The organism is Microbacterium sp. NPDC028030 (assembly GCF_040637855.1).
Classification (GTDB): domain Bacteria; phylum Actinomycetota; class Actinomycetes; order Actinomycetales; family Microbacteriaceae; genus Microbacterium.
In genome coordinates this window covers 304502-325625 of sequence record NZ_JBEZXF010000002.1, presented here as the reverse complement: position 1 = coordinate 325625, position 21124 = coordinate 304502, and the positions used below count along the sequence as shown (strand labels likewise).

Sequence of the window (21124 nt, the reverse complement as noted above, 5' to 3'; positions counted from 1 at the left end):
GGTGCCGCTCCTGCGCTGCGCCCGTAGTATCTCCGGAGTCGCAGGGATGACCCGATCCGTGCGACCAGGAGGCAGCGATGTGGACCGAGGATGCAGCGCCGACCGAGGCGCTGCTCGATGCACGCTATCGCCTCGCCGAGGTGGTCGGCGAGGGCGGCATGGCGACCGTCTATCGCGCCGAGGATGTCCTCCTCGGCCGGACCGTCGCGGTCAAGGTCATCCGACGTGAGCCGCGCTCCGTGATGGGCTCAGCAGATCGCGCCCACACCGAGAAGGCGCTGCTCGCCTCCCTCAACCATCCCTGCCTGGTCACGCTGCTCGACGCCAAGCTGGACCCCGGGAGCGAACAGTACCTCGTGATGGAATACGTCGCCGGGCCCGCCATGAGCACGAGGATGGCACGGTCACCCATCCCTCCCGTCGAGGTCGCGCACATCGGGGCCGACATCGCCGAGGCGCTGCATGCGGTGCACGCCGCCGGCATCGTGCACCGCGATGTGAAGCCGTCGAACGTTCTTCTCGTGCCGCCCTCGTCCGACGGCGACCGCTGGCATGCCAAGCTCGCGGACTTCGGAATCGCGTGCACCCTGGACGCCTCCAGGGTCACCTCCCCCGGGTTCGTCCTCGGCACGGTGGCCTACATGGCGCCCGAGCAGCTGCGGAACGCGGACCTCCGTCCGTCGCTGGACATCTACGCCCTCGGACTCGTACTGCTCGAGGCTCTGACCGGACAGCCGGGTTTCCCCTCCGGGCTCGGCGTGCAGTCGGCTCTGGCGCGACTGCACATCTCGCCGGACATCCCCGAAACGCTCGGGCCGGATTGGGTCGGCCTCCTCACGCGGATGACCGCTCTCGACCCCGATGCTCGTCCGCATGCGCTCGATGCGGCGCGCTCGATCAGGGCTCTGGCCGCCGCTCCGCCGCCGCGGATCGCCGCGGCCGCACCGCCGTCTGCCGAACCAGCGCGGACGAGACCTCTGCCTGCCGTCGACGCGCAGACGCTCGAGCACTCGACACGCCGGCTCCGCCGTCGACCGGACGCACGTCGTCGGAGACGTCTCGGCCTCGTGGGCGCTGCCGTCGCCGCAGTGGTCGTCGGATCGACGGCCTCGGTCGCGTGGATGACGAGCGGAAGTGCGGAGCCGGAGATCGCACGAACGGCCGCGACAGCGCCCCCGCGCCAGGACCCGGTTGCGGTTCCGGCCGAGCAGTCGGAGCCCACGACGCAGGAGCCGACCGCGGTGACGCCCGTATCGTCGAACGACGACAGCCGGACGCCCGGAGCCGACAAGGGGTCGAGGAACAAGGACCAGCCGGGTAAGGACGACCCCGGCAAGGGCAACCCCGGCAAAGGCAGCCCCGGCAAGGGCAAGCCCGGTTCGGAGAACTCCGGCGCGGGCAAGCCAGGCGAAGATTCCGACGAGTGATCCGACGCCGTCCGTGAGGACGCAGGGTGTCGCTCAGTGCGCACGTGGCCGGCGTGGAGGAAGATCGACTGAGTCCGGAGAGAGGGAGGGCCCATGCGCCGCAAGAGAGTGATCGCGCCCAACGAACCGCAGACGACGGCGGCCCAGCGCAGATCCACGACCACGGTCGTCGCAGCAGCGCGCGCCAACCCGTTCATGTTCGGTCTGCTCGGCGCCCTCGGCGTGCTGGTGGCGCTGGCCATCGGCGGGATCGTCGACCAGCTCGCCACCGTGCTCGTCTACATCGGCGTCGCTCTCTTCCTCGCGCTGGGTCTGGACCCGATCGTCACGTTCATCGAGAAGAAACTCCCCCGCCCAGCGGCCGTGACCATCGTGGTCGCCGTCGTCATCCTCGCCTTCGCCGGCATCATCCTCGCAATCGTCCCCGTGCTCGTCGAACAGATCGGCAACCTCATCAAGGACGGCCCGAAGATGGTCGAGGAGTTCATGGACAGTCAGTGGTTCAAGGATGTGAGCGGGCAGTTCGGCACGACGATCCAGGACGCGGCCCAGGGCGTGCTCGATTTCGTCCAGGATCCGGACAACTTCCTCGACATCGGCGGTGGCGTCTTCGCCGTCGGGGCGGGCATCGCCGGCGGTCTCACCGGAGTGACGATCGTCCTGATCCTGACGCTGTACTTCATGGCGTCGCTGCGCAGCATGAAGCGCACAGCCGCGCGCTTCGTCCCCGCGTACCAGCGCGACACCTTCAGCGAGCTCCTGGAGGACGTCTCGGGGGCGGTCGGCCGCTACGTGATGGGGCAGGCCAGTCTGGCGCTCATCAACGGCGTGCTGAGCCTGATCGTCCTCTCGATCATCGGGGCCCCCGTCCCGGCGCTCCTCGCGCTCATCGCCTTCATCGGATCGATGATCCCCCTCGTCGGAACGCTCACGGCCTCGATCATCAACTCCTTGATCTGCCTGTTCGTCTCACCCGTGACGGCTCTCATCGCGTTCGGGTACTACCTCGTCTACATGCAGATAGAGGCATACGTCCTCTCGCCGCGCATCATGAGTCGTGCGGTCGCGGTGCCCGGGGCCCTGGTGGTGATCGCCGCCGTCGCCGGCGGCGCCCTCGGCGGCATCCTCGGTGCGCTCGTCGCCATCCCCATCGCGGCGAGCATCATCATCATCGTCCAGAAGGTGATCTTCCCCGCGCAGGATCGGAAGAAGGCACCGCCGGTGATCACGGCATCCTGACCGGCCGAAGGCACTCGCTCCGGGGAGATGTCTCAGCGCACGAGCAGCGCGCCCGGCTCGACGCGCACGTCGAACGCCGAGACCTCGCCCATCTCCTCGCCGTCGATCTCGAAGACGAGAGGCGTCTTCAACTCGACCGACACGGTCTCGACGGGGAGGTGACGCGCGGAGTCGGTGCTGACGGCTTCGTCCGTGGCTCCGAAGATCCGGCGGATCCCGTTGTCCCACACGAAGGAGCGCAGGGTCTCCAGCCACTGGAGCGCGCCATCCGCGCTGATCATGAGCACGTCGAGCTTCCCGTCATCGAGGACCGCGTCGGGAAGCAGGCGGATTCCGCCCTGCACCATCCCGCAGTTGCCGATGAGCATCGTGTGCCCGCGCACCGCGACCGCCTTGTCTCCATCGATGGCGATCGTGAGGTCGGTCATCTCCGTGCCGGCGAGGGCCCGCCCCATCGCCTCGACGTAAGCCAACCACCCCGCTTTCGACTTGAGGTCGTCGTCGGTCTCCACCAGCATCTGCGCGTCGATGCCGAACCCCACCATCACGGCGAAAGCATGTTCGGTGCCGTCGTACGACACCCAGCCGAGGTCGATGCGACGCGGCTCGCCGTCGCGGATCCGCTCGAGGGCCGCTGTCACGTTGTTCAACGGGACCTCGAGGTTGCGCGCGAGGAGGTTGCCGGTGCCCTGCGGCACGATGCCGAGTGCGGTATCCGAACCGGCGAGCGACTCCGCGACCGCTCGGATCGTACCGTCCCCGCCCACGGCGATGACGATCTCCCTGCCGTCTTCGCGCGCCTCGCGGGCCATGCCCCTGCCCGGATCCTCCGGCGTCGTGTCCCACCAGCGGATGTCCTGCTGATCGCCGAACACCTCGTTCACGGCTGTCTGCAGAACCCCCTTCTCGACCTTCGAAGGGTTCCAGACGATGCCGATGCGCGAGTGGGTCATATCGTCAGCTTGCGACAGGACGTCCGATACCGCAAACTCATCGCCGCGGCCTACCCGTAGAACAGCTGCTCGAACGTCCTCCTGGCGCGCCGCGTCACCCCGAGATAGTCCTCTTCGAGCTCGGTCGCCGAACGATCGGGGTACCCGAGCAGGCGTCCGATCGCATCGAGCTGCCGGCGATCCGCAGGGAGGACATCGCTGGTCTGGCCGGTGAGCAGGGTGATCGCCGATCGGAGCCGGCTCGAAAGCAGCCACGCCTCACGCAGACGCACGGCGTCCTCCTCGGGGACGAGGTCGGCGGCCACGGCCGCGTCCAGCGCTCCGAGCGTCGACGTCGTGCGCAGACCGGGCACAGCGTGCGCGTGCTGGAGTTGAAGCAGCTGCACCAGCCACTCGACATCGCTGAGAGTGCCGGGGCCGAGCTTGAGATGCCGTCGAGGATCGGCCCCTTGAGGCAGGCGCTCCCCTTCGACTCTGGCTTTGATCCGCTTGATCTCGCGCGTGCCCTGCAAATCGACCGACTCCGGGTAGCGGATCGCGTCGGCCAGGGTCATGAAGCGCGCGATGAGCTTGGCGCTGCCGGCCACTCCCCTGGCACGCAGCAACGCCTGCGCCTCCCAGGACAGTGACCAGCGGCGGTAATACTCGGCGTAGGCGTCGAGCGTCCGCACGAGCGGCCCGTTCCGACCCTCTGGCCGCAACCCGGCGTCCAGATCGAGGGGAAGGCGGTGATCCGTGAGCTGCTCCCGCAGGCCCGCGACGATCTGCGTCGCATGACGCTGCGCACGCTGGGGGTCGACGCCGTTCGCGTCATAGACGTAGAGGATGTCCGCATCGGATCCGAAGCCGAGCTCGGCGCCGCCGAAGCGCCCCATCGCGATCACCGCGAAGTCCAGCGCTTCGTCCTCCGGAGGGACGACCTCACGCATCACCGCGCGCAGAGCAGCCTGGATCGTGGCCGCCGTGATCTCGGTGAGCGCCGTCGCGACTTCTTCGATCGTGAGCACATCGAGCACGGCTCCCATCGCCGTGCGCAGGAGTTCGCGCCGGCGCAGGGCCCTGACGGCTCGCAGCGCATCGCCGATCGTGTCGTGGCGGGTCTGGATCGCACGTGCTTCGTCGTCCAGCGCCGACGCCCCACGCGGTCGCAGACGCTCCGAATTGTCGAGCCATGCCACCGACTCCGGGATCCACTCCATCAGCTCCCCGATGTAGCGCGACGACGACAACAGGCGCGTCAGACTCTCGGCAGCCCCGGACGAGTCACGCAGCATCCGCAGGAACCAGGGGGTGTCGCCCAGGCGTTCGCTGATGCGGCGGAAGGCGAGGAGCGCGTAGTCGGGGTCGCTGCCGTCGGCGAACCACCGCACCATCACCGGCATCAGATGTCGCTGGATGGTCGCCTTGCGGCTGAGTCCGCTCGTGAGGGCGCCGATGTGACGCAGAGCGCCCGCTGGGTCCCGGAATCCGATGGCCGCCAGACGATCGTGTGCCTGAGCGGCGGACAGAGTGCGTTCCTCTTCGGGCAAGCCCGCGACGGCGGAGAGCAGCGGTCGGTAGAAGAGCCGCGTGTGGATCTCGCGCACCTCCCGACGCACCGCCTCCCACCGCGCCCACACACCCTCGCCGCTGTCGGCCAGCCCGGAGCTGCGAGCCAGGATCCGCAAGCCGGCAGCGGTGCGGGGCATCAGGTGCGTACGGCTGAGCTCCCTGAGCTGCAGCCGGTGCTCCATCAAGCGGAGCAGACGGTAGTCGTCGGCGAAGGCTGCCGCATCCACACGACCGATGTACCCGCCATCCACGAGGGCATCGAGGCTCTCGAGGGTCCCCCGCGTGCGCAGCGACTCATCGGTGAGCCCGTGCACGAGCTGCAGCAGCTGCACGGTGAACTCGATGTCGCGCAGTCCGCCGGCGCCGAGCTTGAGCTGATACGGCGCGTCTTCGGGATCGATGTGCTCCATCACGCGCTCACGCATCCGCTGCACGCTCTCGACGAAGTCCTCCCGCGCTGCGCTCGACCAGATCTTCGGCTGCACCGCGGTGATGTACTCCGCACCGAGCTCGGGGTCGCCCGCGAGCGGCCGGGCCTTCAGGAGTGCTTGGAACTCCCAGCTCTTCGCCCAACGGTCGTAGTACGCCAGGTGCGAGGCGAGAGAGCGGACCAGCGCGCCCTGCTTCCCCTCAGGGCGCAACGCGGCATCCACCTCCCACAGCGGGGGCTCGACCTCGATGGCGCTGAGGTTGCGCATGGTCTCCCGTGCCAGGCGCGTGGCGATGTCGATGGCACGAGCCTCGCTCACGGTCTCCTCGTCGCCGCTGCCCCCCACGAAGATCACGTCGACGTCGCTGACGTAGTTCAGCTCCCGCGCGCCCGCCTTCCCCATGCCGATCACCGCGAGTCGGGTCGCAGCGACATCCTCGCGCTGGAGCGCGTCGCCGATGCGCGTCCTGGCCACGGCGAGGGAGGCTTCGAGAGCGGCACCCGCGAGATCGGCCAGAGCGGCCGATACGGCCGCCACCACGTTCTGCGGTGCCGCGTGCATGAGGTCATAGGCCGCGATGGCGGCCAGCTCGCGACGATAGGCCACACGGATCGCCGCGATCGCGTCGTCATCCCCTGCTCGCGCGAACCCGTCACGGGCATCGACGGCAGCGAGCATCCGCTCCTGCAACGCCTGCGCGGACGGGAGCACGTCGACCGCCTCCTCCAGCACCGTGAGCTGCTCCGGGTGCCGCAGGAAGAACTCGGCCAGTCCTCCGGATGCACCGAACACACGCCAGACGCGTCGGCGTGTCGCCTCGTCGTCGAGGAGACGCCGCAACGGCACCTCATCCCGACGCGCGACCCGGAGAAGGCCACGCACGGCAGCGTCCGGATCCGCGGCGTCCGATGCCTCCAACAGCACCCCGCGCGGTCGATCGAGGATGGTCGCCAGCTCCGTCAGGGATGCGGCGGCCTCGCTCAGGTCGGTGAACCCGAGCCTGGCCAGGGCGGAGAGCGAGACGGAGTCGTCCGGTCGGGCCATGCCGGGCCTCAGAGAAGCTCGAGGTTGTTCTTCAGCTCCAAGGGAGTGACCTGCCCGCGGTAGGCCTCCCACTCTTTGCGCTTGTTGAGCAGCACGTAGTTGAACACCTGCTCGCCGAGCGTCTCGGCGACCAGCTCAGACGACTCCATGTACTCGAGAGCGTGGTCGAGGCTCGCGGGCAGAGCGGAGTACCCCAACGCACGTCGCTCGGCATCGCTCAGCGCCCACACGTTGTCCTCGGCCTCGGGCGGGAGCTCGTAGCCCTCCTCGATGCCCTTGAGCCCGGCGGCGAGCATGAGCGCGTACGCGAGGTACGGGTTCGCCGCGGAGTCCAGCGCGCGGTACTCGACGCGGGAGGACTGTCCCTTGTTCGGCTTGTACATCGGCACCCGGACGAGCGCTGACCGATTGTTGTGCCCCCAGGTGACGAAGCTCGGGGCCTCATCCCCGCCCCAGAGCCGCTTGTACGAGTTCACGAACTGGTTCGTGACCGCGGAGATCTCGTTCGCATGCTTGAGGAGCCCGGCGATGAAGTGGCGTCCGGTCTTGGAGAGCTGGTACTTCGCGCCCTCCTCGTAGAACGCGTTCTGGTCGCCCTCGAACAGCGACATGTGCGTGTGCATCCCGCTGCCGGGGTGCCCGCTGAGCGGCTTCGGCATGAACGTGGCATAGACGCCCTGCTCGATCGCCACCTCTTTGATCACGGTGCGGAACGTCATGACGTTGTCGGCCGTCGTCAGCGCATCGGCGTAACGGAGGTCGATCTCGTTCTGCCCGGGTCCGCCCTCATGGTGGCTGAACTCGACCGAGATGCCGAGGTCTTCGAGCATGCGGACCGAGCGACGGCGGAAGTCGTGGGCCGTGCCGCCCGGCACGTTGTCGAAGTAGCCCGCAGAGTCGACCGGCACCGGTCCGTCGGGGCCGAACGACGAGGACTTGAGGAGGTAGAACTCGATCTCGGGATGCGTGTAGAACGTGAACCCGGCGTCTGCGGCTTTCGCCAGCGTGCGCTTGAGCACGTGCCGCGGGTCGGCGACGGCCGGCTGACCGTCCGGGGTCGTGAGGTCGCAGAACATGCGCGCTGTCGGGTCGATCTCGCCCCGCCACGGCAACGTCTGGAAGGTCGTCGGGTCCGGCTGCGCCAGGAGGTCGGACTCATACGTGCGCGTGAGGCCTTCGATCGCCGAGCCGTCGAACCCGATGCCCTCCGCGAACGCGCCCTCCACCTCGGCAGGGGCGATCGCCACGGACTTGAGCGTTCCGATGACATCGGTGAACCACAGTCGCACGAACTTGACGCCGCGCTCCTCGATCGTGCGGAGCACGAAGTCCCTCTGCTTGTCCATGGCTACTCTGCGCCCTGGCCCTTTGCCTCGCCCTTGACGTCCCAGCCCTGCTCGACCGCTTCCTCCTCGGCCCAGGCGCGCGAGCGCTCCTTGAGAACCTCGGGAGCGCGGCGGGCCTCGGCCTCCGTGTCGAAAGGACCGATCCGGTCGATGGAGGGCGAGATCATGCCGAACTCGACCTCGCCGGTCTCGGAGTTGTACCAGTACTTGTGGTCACCGTCAGACATGTCTGTCCCTTCTTCACGTGATGTCATCGATCCTACTGGCGTGCACCGCGGTCGCTAAGCTATCGGCCATGGCAAAAGCGATCGGCGTCGACATCGGCGGCACGGGTATCAAAGCAGGAATCGTCGACCTCGAACACGGCACCATGGCCTCTGATCGGGTACGTGTCCCGACGCCGGAGGGCGCTGCTCCGGAAGACGTGCTCATCGCCGTGCAGACGGTGCTGAAGACCCTCGACGTGCACGAGTCGACACTGCCGCTGGGTGTCGCCTTCCCGGCGATCGTCAAGCGTGGGAAGACGCTCTCCGCGGCGAACGTCTCGAAGGAGTGGATCGACTTCGACGCCGAGCGGTTCTTCCGCGACGGACTCGGCCGCAACATCGTTTTCGTGAACGACGCCGACGCCGCCGGTGTCGCCGAGGCCCGCCACGGTGCCGCCCGCGACGTGCTCGGCTTCACCCTGCTGACCACGCTCGGCACGGGCATCGGCTCGGCGTTCCTTTACGACGGCGTGCTGCTGCCCAACACCGAGCTCGGTCATCTCAACTTCGGCGAGTACGAGTCCGTCGAGACCTATGCCGCGACGTCCGCACGCGAGCGCGAGAACCTCAGTTGGGAGGAGTGGGCAGAACGCTTGCAGGCCTTCTACTCGCACATCGAGTTCCTGTTCAGCCCCGACCTCTTCGTCGTCGGAGGCGGCGTGTCGAAGAACGCCGGGGACTTCCTGCCGCTGCTCGACCTCAAGACCCCGATCGTCCCGGCGATCCACCGCAACAACTCGGGCATCATCGGCGCGGCCTCGCTCGCCGGGGACTGACCTCCCTCATCCACTCCGACGAAACGAAGGACCCGATGACTCGTCGTCGTCGGGTCCTTCGTTTCGTGTGAGGCGAATGGGCCGACCTGTACGCCGGGTTCTGTTCCGGGGTTCTTCGCCCCTTCGACGGCCATCTCTCTCGGCGACACGTTGCCGTGGCACTCTAGCGGTCTACCCGAGGACTCGGCGAGCCGCGTCATCATCCTCTGTCTGACCTTGCTCCGGACGAGGTTTACCTGGCGGGCCATGTCACCATGGCCCCCGGTGGTCTCTTACACCACCCTTTCACCCTTACCCCTTGCGGGGCGGTCTGCTCTCTGTGGCACTTTCTCGCGGATTGCTCCGGGTGGGCGTTACCCACCGTCCTGCCCTGAGGAGCCCGGACGTTCCTCGGTGCGGTCACCCGCAACGCGGCCGTCCAGTCGACCCATTCGCATCTCCATTCTACGTTCTCCGGCCCGACGGTCTGCGGCTACTTCTCCGCCGACTCCGCGATACGCAGATCGAGGGGCACGTCGATCGGGAACGAGCCGAACAGCCGCGTCGTCGCCGTGGCAGCAGCCTCTCGCACCGCCTCCGCCGCCGTCTCCGCATGTTCGAGCGGGACGTGCAGGATGACCTCGTCATGCAGGAAGAACGCAAGATGGGGCACCCGCGCGAACGGCCCCGATGCCGGTGCCTCCCCGAACACCTCCGGGAGCTGCTGCAGGCGGTGTCGGATCTCGGCCAGCCAGATCAGAGACCACTCCGCGGCAGTGCCCTGCACCACGAAGTTCCTCGTGAAGCGTCCCCAGTCTCGAGCGCGACGCCGGGCGAGAGCCACCACCGCGGGGTCGGCGTCTGCTCCTGTCGCGTCGGACTGCAGTCGCATCCATTCCACAGACGGGCGCGGGGAGGATCTGCCGAGCCAGGTGGACACGATCCCCCCGTCCTCCCCCGTGCGAGCCGCGGCGTCGACCAGTGCCATCGCCCGCGGATACACCTTTCGCAGGCGCGGGACAAGCCGCCCGCTGTCGCCGGTCGTCGCGCCGTACATCGCACCGAGAACCGCGTACTTCGCCTCCTCCCTGGAGGCGACCGCACCGGAAGCCACCACACCGGCGTAGAGGTCGCGGCCTCGCGCAGCCTGGGCCATCGCCTCGTCGGCAGCCATCGCGGCCAGCATCCGCGGTTCGAGCTGAGCCACGTCGGCGACGACCAGCGTCCATCCCGGATCGGCACGCACGGCAGGGCGCAGACTGCGTGGCAGCTGGAGGGCGCCGCCACCCGCAGACGCCCAACGCCCGGTGACCACGCCGCCGGGGATGTAGACGGGACGGAACCGTCCGTCGTGCACCCACTCGGCGAGCCACGCCCAGCCGTTGGCGCTGAGCAGTCGGGAGAGCTTCTTGTAGGCGAGCAGAGGCTCGATGGCCGGATGATCATGCTCGGCGAGCTCCCACCGGCTGGTGGACTCGACATCGACCCCGACGCGATGCAGCGCCCTGAGCAGCTTCTGCTGACTGTCGAGATGGAGTGTGGCGTCGCCCAGCTGCTCGCGCACCTGATCGCCGAGTGCGACCATCCGACTCGGCAGCCCTCCCGCGATCGGGCGCGTACCGAGCGTCTCGGTAAGGATCGCATCGTGCACGCGCTCGTCCCAGGGCAGCCCGGCCACCCGCATCTCCTCGGCGATGAGACCTCCTGCCGATTCGGCGGCGCACAGCAGCGTGAGGCGTCCGTCCGGCGCCGCTGCGATCACGCGGCGCTGCGCGCGATACTGCTCGAGCGCCGCCGCGACCGTGTCTTCACCGCTCTCCTGTTCGAAGGCGTCGAACAGCGACGGCGCCGAGGCCGTCGACTCGCGCCGTTCCCACGCCGCGGATCCGGGAAGCGGGGATGCCACCGCGGCGGTGTCGCGCAGGATGGCGTGGCACAGCACCAGGTCATGGCTGCGACGCACGCGCACCCCCTCGGCGAGCAGGGTCGCATAGGTCTCGGCGGCCGTGCGGATGATCCACCGCGGAGCGTCGCTCGCCTCGACCGAGGCCACCCATTCGGCGAGGTCATCCGATCGCAGCAGAGTGCGGTCAGCCTCTTCGTCTTCACCGTCGAGTTCGATCGCGACGTAGTCCTGCGGACCGAGCGAGAGGAGCACGATGCGCCGCTCGACAGGCGACGCCGGCGCCGTCATCTCCGGTGCGCGTGCATCGAGGTCACGCGAGCCCGGACTCCTCGGTGCGCACGAGGATGCACCCACACTCGGGGCACGAGACGACGAGGTCGTCCGCAGCTCGTCGGATGTCGTTCAGGTCGGTGCTGGGAAGCACGATGCGGCAGCCTTCGCAGGTGCCCCGCGTGAGGAGCGCGGCCCCCGCGCTGTTCGCCGCGCGGCGGGTATACTCGGCGAGCAGCTGCGGCGACACGCCTTCGGCGACGGCGGCGCGGTCACGCGCCAGTTGCGCACCCAGTTCGGTCGCCGCGGCGACGTCGGCCTTCGCCTGTGCGGTGAGGGCCGTTCCCTCCTCCGTGGTCGTCTGCAGCAGCGCCTGCTGAGCCGCGACGGCCGCTTCCGCCTCTTCCAGGCGACCCATGACATCGAGCTCGGCGTCTTCGAGGTCGCTCTGACGCTTCGCAAGGCTCGCGAGCTCGTGCTCCAGTGCCTGCGCATCCTTGGGGCTTGTCGCGGTGGCGAGGCGCTCGGCGTCGCGGTTGCGTCGCTGCTCGACGAGGGCCACATCGGACTCGAGCCGCGTGAGCTCGGTGCGCACGTCGTCGCGGGTGCCCGTGAGCGCGGTCAATTCGCGGAGCTGGTCCTGACGGATCGCGACGAGCTCGGTGATCCGCCCCGCCTGGCTCGGCTTCGTGCGGGCGCGCTCGGCCTGCGCGATGCGTCGATCGAGGTCGGCGATGTCGAGCAGGGTGCGCTGGTTCTCGGGGCTGGCGTTCACGCTCTCAAATCTAGTCGCTGGGACGACATCCGCCCATCAGCTCACGTCGCCGTCGACGTAGTACCACTGCCGGTCCTCCCGGACGAACCGGCTGCGCTCGTGCAGAGAGCCTCGCTGCGCGCCCTGACGCCAGAAGGCCTCGAACTCCACGACGCCGTCGCGGTCGAACGGACCGCCGGCATGCCGATCGAGGATCACGAGTCGACGCCACTCCAGGTCGGGCTCGAACTCGACGGTGCTCGGCCTCGCGGACGAGTGCCACGTGCGCAGGAGATGCACCTCGTCGTGGAGGCCGAAGGCCGTGTAGCGGGAACGCATGAGCCGCTCGGCGGTCGGCGCAGGCACTCCCCGGAGCAGCGGGCCGCAGCACCCGCCGAAGACGTCGCCGGAACTGCATGGGCACCGCGCCGAATCGTCGATCACGACGTCATCCGCCGCCATCTCCGCGTCCGCTGTCATCCCCTCAGCGTACGCTCGAGGAAACGCCCCGAAGGAGTCACGATGACCACTGTCCCCACCTTCACCGCCCACAACGGCTTCGCGCTGCCGGCGATCGGCCTCGGTACGTACGGCCTCAACGGCGATGCAGGATCCGCTGCCGTCGCCAGCGGTATCGGCGCGGGCTACCGGCTCGTCGACACTGCATTCAACTACGAGAACGAGGGCTCCGTCGGACGCGGAGTCGCCGACTCCGATGTGGATCGCGCGGAGATCATCGTCACGACGAAGCTCCCCGGCCGCCACCACCCGACAGCCAAGGCGCGCACCAGCATCGAGGAGAGCCGCTCGCGTCTCGGGATCGACGCCACCGATCTGCACCTGATCCACTGGCCCAACCCGAGCCAGGACGAATACGTGCAGGCGTGGGCGGCGCTGGTCGACGCGCAGGCCCGCGGCGTCGTCCGACAGATCGGAGTCTCCAACTTTCTGCCCGAGCACCTCGAGCGCATCGAGCAGGAGACGGGCGTGCGACCTGTGGTCAACCAGATCGAGGTGCATCCGTTCTTCCCCCAGGAGGAGCAGCTCGCGTACCACCGCGAACACGGCATCCTCACCGAAGCGTGGAGCCCGCTGGGTCGCGCGAAGGAGCTGCTGGACGACGCGGTGATCCGCGAGATCGCGGTCGCGCACGACGCCACCCCTGCACAGGCGGTCCTCGCGTGGCATGTCGCGCGCGGCACGGTCTCGATCCCGAAGGCCTCTTCGCTCGAGCACCAGGTGGCGAACCTCGCAGCGGCCGAGATCGCGCTGGACGATGCCGAGGTGACCGCGATCACCGCGCTGGGACAGCCGGACGGCCGCCTGTTCGGCGCCGACCCGCGCACCCACGAGGAGTCCTGAGGTCGGTCAGACCCGCTGCGTGCCCAGCACACGGAGGAACTCGAGCTTGCTGGCGGCCTCGCTTCCCGGAGCAGCGGTGAGAACGACCAGGGCTTGGGACTCGTCCTCGGTGAAGAGCGCCTGACAGTCGACCTCGATCTCGCCCAGCTCAGGATGCACCATCACCTTGTGCTGCTCGAACCGACGGCTCACCTCGTGCGCCTCCCACAGCTCCACGAACTCGGGGCTGCGGGCGGACAGCTCCGCGACGATCTCCCCCGCCCGCGACCGTGCGCCCATGACCCCGTGAGCGGCCCGCAGCGACCCCACCAGCGAGCGGGACTGCCGGGCATGATCGACCTCGCGATACCGTCGCCGTTCCTCCTCCGGGTGCGCGAACCATCGGTAGATCCCGCTGCGATCGAAGCCGACGAGACCACTCGCATCGCCGATGAGCGCTCGGGAGGCGTCATTCTGCACCAGCACCTCGTCGAGGAGCGAGACGACGAACGCCGGAGTGTCATGCAATCGGTCGAGTACCCGCAGGATCCCCGGGCGCACGTATTCGGTGGCATGCGCCCGATCGGGAGCGCTATGCCCGCAGAGCCGGAACAGGTAGTCGCGTTCGTCCTCGGTCAGCCGCAGCGCCCTGGCCAGCGCGGCGAGGATCTGGACGCTGGGCTGCGGTCCGCGACGCTGTTCGAGGCGTGTGTAGTAGTCCGTCGACATCGTCGCCAGCTGCGCCACCTCCTCGCGGCGCAATCCGACGGTGCGCCTCCTGGCCCCTGCTGCGAGCCCGACGTCCGCGGGTGTCAGGGCCTCGCGCCGACGGAGGAGGAATTCAGCCAGAGCGTCACGATCCACCACTGAAGTATGCCCCGATGCATCCGAGCGAACCAGGGACCCTCGATCCCTGGATGAGCGCTCTCTGGAGCTGTTCCGACTGCGCCGCGAGGCTGAACGCATGAACATCAGCGGAAACACCATCTTCATCCCGGGCGCGACCAGCGGCATCGGTCTCGCACTCGCACTGCGGCTCCACGACCGGGGCAACACGGTGATCGTCGGAGGCCGTCGCGAGGAGCGGCTCACGGCCATCGCCGCCGAGCATCCCGGCATCCACACCGTGCGCATCGACACGACGGATCCTCAGAGCATCGACGAGGCGACCCGCACGGTACTCACCGCACATCCGGGTACGAACGTCCTCATCACGATGGCGGGTGTGATGCGTGCCGAGGACTGGGCCACCCCCGCCGGCTTCCTCGCGACCGCGGAGGAGACCGTCACGACGAACATCCTCGGTCCGATCCGACTCATCGCCGCCTTCATCGAGCACCTGCGCGCTCAGCCGGACGCCACGATCATGACCGTCTCGTCCGGGCTCGCGTTCACCCCACTCCGAGTGACGCCGACGTACAACGCCAGCAAGGCGGCGATCCACATGCTCAGCGAGTCGTTGCGATTGCAGCTGTCGGAGACAAGGGTCTCCGTGCTCGAACTGGAACCGCCCGCCGTGCGCACGCCGCTCATGCCGGGGCACGAGGAGAACGAAGCGGCGATGCCGCTGGATGCGTTCATCGACGAGGTGATGACCCTGATCGAGTCACAGCCGGATGCCACCGAGATCCAGGTGGAGCGGGTGAAGTTCCTGCGCTACGGCGAGGCACGCGGCGACTACGAGCAGGTCGTCGCCACGCTCAACCGCACCGATCCACACGCGCGCTGACCTCGATGGCAGTGGATCCGCAGTGGTGGTCGATCACCGCCGGAGCGACGCCGCCGCTGCCGTGAGGGCGTCCGCCGACTGCCGCAGCAACGCAAGCTCCTGATCGGAGAACGACGTGTTCCGAATCGGCACCGCACCCCTCGCGCTCACGATCGACGGCACGGAGAGCGCGACACCGTCGAGTCCGTGGAAGTCGCGCAGCACTGTGCTCACGGGCATCACCGCATGCTCGTCGCCGAGGATCGCCTCCACGATGCGCGCGCTCGACAGGCCGATTGCGTAGTTGGTCGCCCCCTTGCCGAGGATGACCTTGTAGGCGGCGTCGCGCACGTCGACGGCGATGTCGTCCAACTCGTCGAGCGTGAAGCGCGGGTGCCCCGGGGTCTCCCACTCCAGGATCGGCACCGTGCCGATCGTCGCGCGCGACCACAGCGGGAACTCCGTGTCGCCGTGCTCCCCGACGATGTGGGCGTGGACGCTCGCGGTCGACACCCCGGCCCGCTCGCCCAGCTTCCACCGCAACCGAGAGGTGTCGAGCACCGTGCCCGAGGCGAAGATCCGTTCCGGTGGCAGGCCGGTCTCCTCCTGCGCGATCACCGTGAGGACGTCGCACGGGTTGGTGACGATCACGTACACCGCGTGGGGTGCGACCTCGAGCAGCGGGGGCATCATGCCGCGGATGATGCCCGCGTTGACCTCGGCGAGCTCGATGCGCGTCTGGCCCGGCTTCTGCTTCGCGCCCGCGGTGATCACCACGACGTGCGAACCGGCTGCCACCGCGATGTCACTGCCGCCGACGATGTCGCTCGAGCCCGTGAACTGGGTGCCGTGAGCAAGGTCGAGCACCTCGGCCTCGACCTTCTCGGTCGCGATGTCGTACAGCGCGACGTGACGGGCGGATCCACGGATCAGCGCGGCGTACGCGACGCTCGAACCGACGCTTCCCGCACCGACGACCGTGAGCTTCGAGTTCTCGATGATTCCCATGCGCTCAGTCTCGCAGCGGGGCGGATGATCCGGGAGGGGCGGAGACCGTGAGTTTCAGAGGGCTGCCGCGACCGCATCCGCCGCCGTGGGATGCAGGAAGCGGAAGCCCGAGCGCTCCAGCACGGCAGGGCGGACGTCGGCATCGGGAAGGAGCAGTGACTCGGCGGCGTCACCGAGCGTGAGCCGCAACGCCCAGGCGGGCGCGGGGAGCCAGAACGGGCGATGCATCTGCGCGGCGAGGGCTCGGCCGATGTCGTTCGCCGTCGCCGATGCGGGTCCCGACAGGTTGACCGGCCCCGAGATCTTCCGGTCCAGGACGTGACGGATCGCGCGGACCTCATCGTCGAGAGAGATCCACGGCCACACTTGTGTTCCCCGCCCGAGGGGCCCGGAGACGCCGAACCGCGTGAGCTGGATCAGCGGTTTCAGCACGCCTCGACGGTGGATGACCGGGGCCGTTCGCAGCAGCGCGACCCTAGTATGATCTTCGGCCCGTCGCGCCTCTGCCTCCCAGCGCACCGTGAGGTCGGCGAGGAACGTCTCCCCCGCGGCCGATTCCTCGGTGAGGACTTCGCCCGGAGCCGACCCGTAGTATCCGACGGCGGATGCGGACACCAGCGCCGGCGCATCGGTGCGCAACGCGCGCAGCGCGGTGGTGAGGGTGCGCGTCGCCTGCACGCGCGAGTCGACCAGCTCCCTGCGGTAGCGCTTCGTCCACGGCAGACGTCCCACACTCGCCCCGCCGAGCGCGACGACGGCCTCAGCGCCATCGAGTACTCCAGGATCGAGGGCGCTGTCTCCGGGACCCCACTGCGTCTCATTCTCGGAACGCGGTGCGCGACGCACGAGTGTCGTGACCTCGACACCGTCGGCGCGGAGGGCGGAGACGAGCGCCGACCCGATCAGGCCGGATGCTCCGCTGATGACGATCCGTCGCGCCATTGAGGGTTCTCCGTCCCACGACCACGAGCTCGGTCGTGGACCCCAGCGTACGCGTCGCGCGCGGACGGGACTCAGTCGACGCGTCGGTAGTGCGTGATGAGGACACCGTTGCTCATGGGCGCTGCCGACACCAGTTCGAGCCGCCTGGTCGCAAGCAGGCCGCTCTCGTACAGGGTCGGGCCGTGTCCGACGATCCGAGGATGCACGAGGAAGCGGTACTCGTCGATCAGGTCGAGCCGGTCGAGCTCGGTCGCGAGCTTGCCGCTGCCGAGGAGCACGCCGGCCGGGATCGCATCCTTGAGCGCCTGCACGCTGTCGCGCAGATCTCCCGTGATCACGTGGGAGTCGTTCCAGGGGAAATCCTGCCGGGTGGAAGACACCACGTACTTCGGCTTGGCCTCGAGCTTGACCGCCCAGTCACGGAGCGCCTGGGGTGCTTCCACGTCTCCGCGGGCGACAGCAGGCCAGGCGGCCTCCATCATCTCGTAGGTCGTTCTGCCCCACAGCATCGCTCCGGATTCGTCCATGAGCCGGGTGAAGTAGGCATGGGTCTCGTCGTCGGCGATCCCCACTTCGTGATCGATGCAGCCGTCGAGGGTGACGTTGATGCTGAAGGTCAAGAGTCCCATGCGGGGATCCTAGATCCGCGCGGAAGCACCCGCCAGGGCTGAGCGGCCGATACGCTCGCGGCCGTGGGGTTCTCCGTACTCGGGCTGGCGATGAGCCTTGCCGTCTTCGCGCCGAACCTTCTCCTCCTGTGGTTTCCGCCCCGGCCAGCGATCGAAGACGATGACGCACCTCTCATCGTCGACATCCTGGAGCGCGCAGGGCAGGCGCTCTGCGTCACCCTTCCGGCCATCACCGTGGGGGCCTTCGTGCTCTGGTGGGCGGTGGTCCCGGTGATCCTCTGCGTCGCCGGCTATTGGGCGCTGTGGGTGCGCTTCCTGACGTCGGGCAGACGGCGCGCCTCCCTGTTCGCTCCGGCTCTCGGCATTCCGGTGCCGATGGCGGTGCTGCCGGTCGCGGCGTTCCTCGCCGGTGCCGCGTGGCTCGGGAATCCCTGGATCGCGCTCGCCGCGGTCGTGCTCGCCGCAGGGCACATCCCCCGCTCGATGATCACGGCCGGATCCCAGTAGTCATGTCGATCGTCGCGGACGTCCTGGGACAGGGCGCCGGCCAGAGCTGAACTCGCGGAGTGCTTTCGAGGTGGGCCCTGCCGGGATCGAACCGACGACATCCACGGTGTAAACGTGGCGCTCTACCAGCTGAGCTAAAGGCCCTGGTGCCGTCAGTCTATCGGTCGCCCGATGCGCACCCGTGTCGTGGAAGAGGGATAGGCTGAATCCGGCGCGCGTTGTGCACAGCTGACAAGGCTGCCCGTGTCGCTTCCCGTTTCCTTGGCATGACCTGCCAGCTTGACGAAAGGTTCCCCCGTGACCGTGCACGACCAGGATCCGTACTCCCAGGGCCCCCTCGACAGCGATCCGGAGGAGACCGGCGAGTGGCAGCAGTCCCTCGATGAGCTGGTGGATGCCAAGGGCCACGGCCGCGGCCGCGAGATCATGCTCAGCCTGCTCAAGCGCTCGAAGGAGCTGCACCTGGGCGTGCCGATGGTCCCCACCACCGACTACATCAACACGATCGCCCCGGAGAACGAGCCCGAGTTCCCAGGCGATGAAGAGATCGAGCGCCGCTACCGCGCCTGGATCCGGTGGAACGCCGCGATCACGGTGCACCGCGCACAGCGCCCTGGCATCGGCGTTGGCGGTCACATCTCGACGTACGCCTCCTCCGCTGCCCTGTACGAGGTGGGCTTCAACCACTTCTTCAAGGGTGCGGACAGCCCCGGCGGCGCCGACCAGATCTTCATCCAGGGCCACGCCTCCCCCGGCACCTACGCACGGTCGTTCCTCGAAGGACGCCTGAGCGAGGACCAGCTCGACGGCTTCCGCCAGGAGAAGTCGCACGCGCCGCACGGCATCCCCTCGTACCCGCATCCGCGGCTGATGCCGGAGTACTGGCAGTTCCCGACCGTGTCGATGGGCCTCGGTCCGATCAACGCGATCTACCAGGCGATGTCGAACAAGTACCTCGAGAACCGCGGCATCAAGGACACGTCCCAGTCGCACGTGTGGGCGTTCCTCGGCGACGGCGAGATGGACGAGGTCGAGAGCCGCGGACAGCTTCAGGTCGCCGCCAACGAGGGCCTCGACAACCTCACGTTCGTCGTGAACTGCAACCTGCAGCGCCTCGACGGCCCCGTGCGCGGAAACGGCAAGATCGTCCAGGAGCTCGAGTCGTTCTTCCGCGGCGCGGGCTGGAACGTCATCAAGGTCGTCTGGGGCCGCGAATGGGACGACCTTCTCGCCCGCGACACCGAGGGCGCCCTGCTCAACCTCATGAACGTCACCCCTGACGGCGACTACCAGACGTACAAGGCCGAGTCCGGCGCGTACATCCGGGAGCACTTCTTCGGCCGCGACGAGCGCGCAGCCGCACTCGTCAAGGACTACTCCGATGACGACATCTGGAACCTCAAGCGCGGTGGCCACGACTACCGCAAGGTCTACGCCGCTTTCAAGGCTGCGACCGAGCACAAGGGCAAGCCCACCGTCATCCTCGCGAAGACCGTCAAGGGCTACGGCCTCGGTCCGCACTTCGAGGGCCGCAACGCGACCCACCAGATGAAGAAGATGACGCTGGACAACCTCAAGACGTTCCGCGACGCCATGCACATCCCGATCACGGATGCGCAGCTCGAGGAGAACCCGTACCTGCCCCCGTACTACAACCCGGGACCCCAGGACGAGACAATCCAGTACATGCTCGAGCGTCGCCAGGCACTCGGCGGCTTCCTGCCGGAGCGTCGGTCGACGCACGTCGGCCTCTCGCTGCCCGACGACACCGCGTACGCCCTCCCGAAGAAGGGCTCCGGCACGCAGGAGATCGCCACGACCATGGCGTTCGTCCGACTGCTCAAGGATCTGCTGCGCTCGAAGGATTTCGGTCACCGCATCGTGCCGATCATCCCCGACGAAGCCCGCACGTTCGGCATGGACGCGTACTTCCCGACGGCGAAGATCTACAACCCGAACGGCCAGCACTACACCTCGGTCGACCGTGAGCTCCTCCTCGCCTACAAGGAGAGCCCGCAGGGCCAGATCGTGCACGTCGGCATCAACGAGGCCGGCGCGGTCGCGGCGTTCACCGCGGCAGGCACGTCCTACGCAACGCACGGTGAGCCGCTGATCCCGATCTACATCTTCTATTCGATGTTCGGCTTCCAGCGCACCGGCGACGCCCAGTGGGCCGCCGGCGACCAGATGGCCCGCGGCTTCATCATCGGCGCCACGGCCGGTCGCACGACGCTCACCGGCGAAGGCCTGCAGCACGCGGACGGTCACTCGCATCTGCTCGCGGCGACCAACCCGGCGACGGTGTCGTACGACCCCGCCTACGGCTACGAGATCGCGCACATCATGCGGTCCGGCCTGGAGCGCATGTACGGCGGCCAGCACGAAGACCCGAACGTGATGTATTACATCACGGTGTACAACGAGCCTCTCGTGCAGCCCGCCGAGCCGGAGGGCGTGGATGTGGACGGGATCGTCCGCGGCATCCACCGTGTCTCGGTCGGCGAGGGCGATGGGCCCCGCGCCCAGCTGTTCGCCTCCGGCGTCGGACTCCCCTGGGCCCTCGAAGCACAGGAGCTGCTGAAGAACGACTGGGGCGTGGTCGCCGACGTGTGGTCGGTCACCTCCTGGACCGAGCTGCGCCGCGACGGCCTCGCCGCCGACGAGCACAACTTCCTCCACCCCGACCAGGAGCCGCGCACCGCGTACCTGACGCAGAAGCTGCAGGGCGCGGAGGGTCCGGTCGTCGCCGTCAGCGACTTCATGCACGCCGTGCAGGACCAGATCCGTCCCTGGGTTCCGAACCGCTTCGCCACGCTCGGCGCCGACGGCTTCGGTTTCTCGGACACCCGTGCCGCAGCGCGTCGCTTCTTCAAGATCGACGGACCGTCGATCGTCGTCCGCACGCTGCAGTCGCTGGCAGAGGACGGCAAGGTCGACCGCTCGCTCGCCGCGCAGGCCATCGAGAAGTACCGCCTGCACGACGTGAACGCCGGGACCAGCGGAAACGCGGGCGGCGAAAGCTGAGCCCTCGGTGACAGGATCCCCTT

The 21124-nt window shown here is 68.4% G+C and carries 18 protein-coding genes, 1 tRNA gene and 1 other RNA gene; 7 read left to right on the top strand and 13 right to left on the bottom strand.

From position 1 onward, the window contains the following. Positions 1–77: 77 nt before the first annotated feature. Both AB0E56_RS10405 and AB0E56_RS10400 read left to right on the top strand, forming a co-directional pair. Entirely contained in the window at positions 78–1427 is a 1350-nt protein-coding gene (locus tag AB0E56_RS10405) for a protein kinase (RefSeq protein ID WP_359798701.1), read from the top strand. 93 nt (positions 1428–1520) lie between these two features. Continuing rightward, positions 1521–2666, top strand: a complete 1146-nt coding sequence (locus tag AB0E56_RS10400; RefSeq protein WP_359798699.1) for an AI-2E family transporter — start codon at positions 1521–1523, stop codon at positions 2664–2666. A gap of 32 nt (positions 2667–2698) precedes the next feature. Here AB0E56_RS10400 and AB0E56_RS10395 read toward each other — a convergent pair whose 3' ends face one another. From AB0E56_RS10395 to AB0E56_RS10380, 4 genes are read right to left on the bottom strand one after another with little or no spacing between them, the layout of a single operon-like run. Further along, positions 2699–3619, bottom strand: a complete 921-nt coding sequence (locus tag AB0E56_RS10395; protein WP_359798697.1) for a diacylglycerol kinase family protein — start codon at positions 3617–3619, stop codon at positions 2699–2701. A 50-nt stretch (positions 3620–3669) separates the two neighbouring features. After that, positions 3670–6645, bottom strand: coding sequence for a bifunctional [glutamine synthetase] adenylyltransferase/[glutamine synthetase]-adenylyl-L-tyrosine phosphorylase (locus AB0E56_RS10390; RefSeq protein ID WP_359798696.1), 2976 nt, complete (start codon positions 6643–6645; stop codon positions 3670–3672). Positions 6646–6653: 8 nt separating this feature from the next. Beyond that, a complete protein-coding gene (gene glnA / locus AB0E56_RS10385; RefSeq protein WP_359798694.1) occupies positions 6654–7991 on the bottom strand; it encodes a type I glutamate--ammonia ligase in 1338 nt (445 codons plus the stop codon). A gap of 2 nt (positions 7992–7993) precedes the next feature. Beyond that, the gene (locus AB0E56_RS10380) at positions 7994–8218 is read right to left on the bottom strand and encodes an SPOR domain-containing protein (RefSeq protein WP_359798693.1); all 225 of its coding nucleotides are present in this window, start codon (positions 8216–8218) and stop codon (positions 7994–7996) included. Positions 8219–8286: 68 nt separating this feature from the next. Between AB0E56_RS10380 and ppgK the strand changes: the two genes are divergently transcribed. Next, entirely contained in the window at positions 8287–9033 is a 747-nt protein-coding gene (gene ppgK / locus AB0E56_RS10375) for a polyphosphate--glucose phosphotransferase (protein WP_359798691.1), read from the top strand. Positions 9034–9106: 73 nt separating this feature from the next. Here ppgK and rnpB read toward each other — a convergent pair. The 4 genes from rnpB to AB0E56_RS10355 all read right to left on the bottom strand — a co-directional run bounded on the left by rnpB (position 9107) and on the right by AB0E56_RS10355 (position 12422). After that, an RNA gene (rnpB, locus tag AB0E56_RS10370) (RNase P RNA component class A) lies at positions 9107–9463 on the bottom strand. 42 nt (positions 9464–9505) lie between these two features. Further along, complete coding sequence (locus tag AB0E56_RS10365; RefSeq protein ID WP_359798690.1) at positions 9506–11206, bottom strand: bifunctional 3'-5' exonuclease/DNA polymerase; 1701 nt, start codon at positions 11204–11206, stop codon at positions 9506–9508. A gap of 22 nt (positions 11207–11228) precedes the next feature. Then, positions 11229–11963 (bottom strand): C4-type zinc ribbon domain-containing protein, encoded by a 735-nt coding sequence (locus tag AB0E56_RS10360; RefSeq protein WP_183150136.1) that lies wholly within the window; start codon positions 11961–11963, stop codon positions 11229–11231. Positions 11964–11999: 36 nt separating this feature from the next. Then, positions 12000–12422, bottom strand: a complete 423-nt coding sequence (locus AB0E56_RS10355) for a YchJ family metal-binding protein (RefSeq protein ID WP_359798689.1) — start codon at positions 12420–12422, stop codon at positions 12000–12002. A 42-nt stretch (positions 12423–12464) separates the two neighbouring features. Between AB0E56_RS10355 and AB0E56_RS10350 the strand changes: the two genes are divergently transcribed. After that, entirely contained in the window at positions 12465–13304 is an 840-nt protein-coding gene (locus AB0E56_RS10350; RefSeq protein ID WP_359798688.1) for an aldo/keto reductase, read from the top strand. Positions 13305–13310: 6 nt separating this feature from the next. On the opposite strand, the gene AB0E56_RS10345 is transcribed toward AB0E56_RS10350, so the two are convergent. Continuing rightward, the gene (locus AB0E56_RS10345; protein ID WP_359798687.1) at positions 13311–14147 is read right to left on the bottom strand and encodes a helix-turn-helix transcriptional regulator; all 837 of its coding nucleotides are present in this window, start codon (positions 14145–14147) and stop codon (positions 13311–13313) included. A 100-nt stretch (positions 14148–14247) separates the two neighbouring features. Between AB0E56_RS10345 and AB0E56_RS10340 the strand changes: the two genes are divergently transcribed. After that, entirely contained in the window at positions 14248–15012 is a 765-nt protein-coding gene (locus tag AB0E56_RS10340; RefSeq protein WP_359798686.1) for an SDR family NAD(P)-dependent oxidoreductase, read from the top strand. A gap of 33 nt (positions 15013–15045) precedes the next feature. Here AB0E56_RS10340 and AB0E56_RS10335 read toward each other — a convergent pair whose 3' ends face one another. The 3 genes from AB0E56_RS10335 to AB0E56_RS10325 all read right to left on the bottom strand — a co-directional run bounded on the left by AB0E56_RS10335 (position 15046) and on the right by AB0E56_RS10325 (position 17570). Further along, positions 15046–15999, bottom strand: coding sequence for an L-lactate dehydrogenase (locus AB0E56_RS10335; protein ID WP_359798685.1), 954 nt, complete (start codon positions 15997–15999; stop codon positions 15046–15048). 54 nt (positions 16000–16053) lie between these two features. Next, positions 16054–16941: a TIGR01777 family oxidoreductase gene (locus AB0E56_RS10330; protein ID WP_359798683.1), complete on the bottom strand. Its 888-nt coding sequence runs from the start codon at positions 16939–16941 to the stop codon at positions 16054–16056. Positions 16942–17012: 71 nt separating this feature from the next. Then, a complete protein-coding gene (locus AB0E56_RS10325) occupies positions 17013–17570 on the bottom strand; it encodes a dihydrofolate reductase family protein (RefSeq protein ID WP_359798681.1) in 558 nt (185 codons plus the stop codon). A gap of 63 nt (positions 17571–17633) precedes the next feature. Between AB0E56_RS10325 and AB0E56_RS10320 the strand changes: the two genes are divergently transcribed. Continuing rightward, complete coding sequence (locus tag AB0E56_RS10320; RefSeq protein ID WP_359798680.1) at positions 17634–18077, top strand: hypothetical protein; 444 nt, start codon at positions 17634–17636, stop codon at positions 18075–18077. A gap of 71 nt (positions 18078–18148) precedes the next feature. On the opposite strand, the gene AB0E56_RS10315 is transcribed toward AB0E56_RS10320, so the two are convergent. Then, positions 18149–18221: transfer RNA gene (locus AB0E56_RS10315), tRNA-Val, on the bottom strand. A 153-nt stretch (positions 18222–18374) separates the two neighbouring features. Here AB0E56_RS10315 and aceE point away from each other — a divergent pair. Further along, complete coding sequence (gene aceE, locus AB0E56_RS10310) at positions 18375–21101, top strand: pyruvate dehydrogenase (acetyl-transferring), homodimeric type (protein WP_359798678.1); 2727 nt, start codon at positions 18375–18377, stop codon at positions 21099–21101. Positions 21102–21124 lie beyond the last annotated feature (23 nt).